This window comes from Pseudoalteromonas holothuriae (assembly GCF_945859825.1).
In the GTDB taxonomy this organism is placed as follows: Bacteria; Pseudomonadota; Gammaproteobacteria; order Enterobacterales; family Alteromonadaceae; genus Pseudoalteromonas; species Pseudoalteromonas holothuriae.
In genome coordinates, this window is the sequence record NZ_CAMAPC010000059.1 from 1 (window position 1) to 1,910 (window position 1,910).

Annotated in this window: 2 protein-coding genes and 1 pseudogene; all 3 read right to left on the bottom strand. The window is 40.3% G+C overall.

Annotated features, from left to right (window positions below; translation table 11 throughout):
* Positions 1–74: pseudogene (locus OCI93_RS20805) on the bottom strand (Mobile element protein); the annotation flags it as partial.
* Between the two features lie 133 nt (positions 75–207).
* Positions 208–717 (bottom strand): hypothetical protein, encoded by a 510-nt coding sequence (locus OCI93_RS20810; RefSeq protein ID WP_261627244.1) that lies wholly within the window; start codon positions 715–717, stop codon positions 208–210.
* A 36-nt stretch (positions 718–753) separates the two neighbouring features.
* The coding region (locus OCI93_RS20815) for an RHS repeat-associated core domain-containing protein (protein ID WP_261627245.1) at positions 754–1,910 on the bottom strand (1,157 nt) is incomplete at its 5' end.

Here is a 1,910-nt window from a genome sequence, read left to right on the forward strand (position 1 = left end):
CGAACACACCGTGAAATGCAGTGATAGTATTTTGTATCAACAAGACTTACCTGTCTTTTGCGTGCCGTTGCCATGTTAGCTGCCTACCTTTTGACTAGATAGATAAAAGATAGGCGATGAACAAAAAATGCGCAAATAAAAATGGGTGTCTTGTTTATTTTTTTTATTTTGTTTATTTTTCAATTTATTATTTTTATTATAATATTATTAAAAATACACCTCGTTTGGCGCCAGAAACATCCAAAATGATTGGCTTTTATTAAAAGCATACATTGCGGCTATAAACAAAGTGATGATTACTAATAACGCAATCAGCATGCTTTTTTTTGTATTGCGCTCAGAAGTGATAAACTCACTTGTTTTTAATGTCAGTGATACCACTGGAAGTATACCAATTAAAAGCGCGACTCCTGTAAAGCTGTAATACCTTTCTGGAATGTGCAATAGATCGGAAATAAAAACATAAATCACAGTTTTCAGTACCATTAAATCAATACAAACTTGATAATTTACCGATTTTTCACTGTTAATCAATTTGGGCTGCTCGTTCTTGCTTAATGAGAAAAGAAAACAGAGCACTAGATTAAAATAAAAAAACATAGAGATCAGCCCTACACTATTAGAATCCCAAAAAATAAACTCTAAAAGTGTAGTTAACATAACTAAAAGCGCTGATATAGCAACCGCTTTCTTATTATAATAAGAACTAACTTCCATTAACTTTCCTCGCAAATAAATAATACTAAAAACAGGTTAATCTGCTCCTCTAATCTCTACTTTGTACTTAGATTTTTTCGGATCATATTTTATTCTAGGCTTCCCTCCTTGTATCCCTTTTATATTTTTATACCTCATAATTCTTGAAGCTGGGAGAATATAGCCTGCAGCAGGACTCAGGTTAAAAGCTGGTGTCATGGTTGATGGTACGGTTCCATTAAACACACCTATTACTTCAGATATAAGTTGTGAACTAACATTTCTTTGTATTGTTGTGGCACCACCCCAAGCTAGGTAAGCCCCACCTCCAACTCTCACTACAATGTACCCCCCTCCCATAGCGACAGATGCATACGCAAATCCGGTGGTCACAGTCCTTTGACTCTGACGATAAGCCATCCTAACCCTTGTCACCGACAAATCAGCCTTTGCCATGTCCCTACCGTGTAGTAGCCCTCCAGCGTCTTTTTGGCACGACAAATCACATATCACCTTTGCTGTACCGCCTCCATTTTCATCAATATTTATGCTTCCCCATCTTGCATCAACTCCGCCCATATCAACTCCAAGCTCTTCACCAGCTTGTACTAGAGTATTATGAGATTGAGCCTTTATATCTCCAGTTAATGAACCGTCACTACCTTCTAGGAGGTTATGGCTTCTTCCACCTGCACCATCCCCGCCTCCTCGCTTCGCAACTTCACTCTGCTTTGCTATCCCTCCTTGCCCACCAATATCCATAACTTTCATCCCTGCGCCTTGCAAGTTTCCTGTTATGGCTGCTTTTACAGAGCTCCTAGCAGCACCATTTCCACCTGTAATTGTAACCGTCGCACCACCATTACCATCACTTGTCACCGTTGATTTAACTCGGCGTTTTATATTACTGCCTGTTGTAGACACAACCGTTGTCTTCGTGGCCGCTTTCTCCGCCTCATACCCACTCGGATCTGTCCCGCTCAGCGGGTTATTCATTATATACGAATATGGATTTATCGACTGGCTATTCCCCGGTGCTTGTATAACCGGATCAACACTCATAAACCGCCCGAGGTTGTAATCATACACCCGTCCGTTCATATGAATGAGTTCTAGTTCATCCAAGTGCTCGTGGTCGGTAAAGCCACGGTTGGTTTTGGTTTTGTCTTTATCGTCTAATTGCGATATCGCTTTTAAGCCGCCCGTGCTGAGCC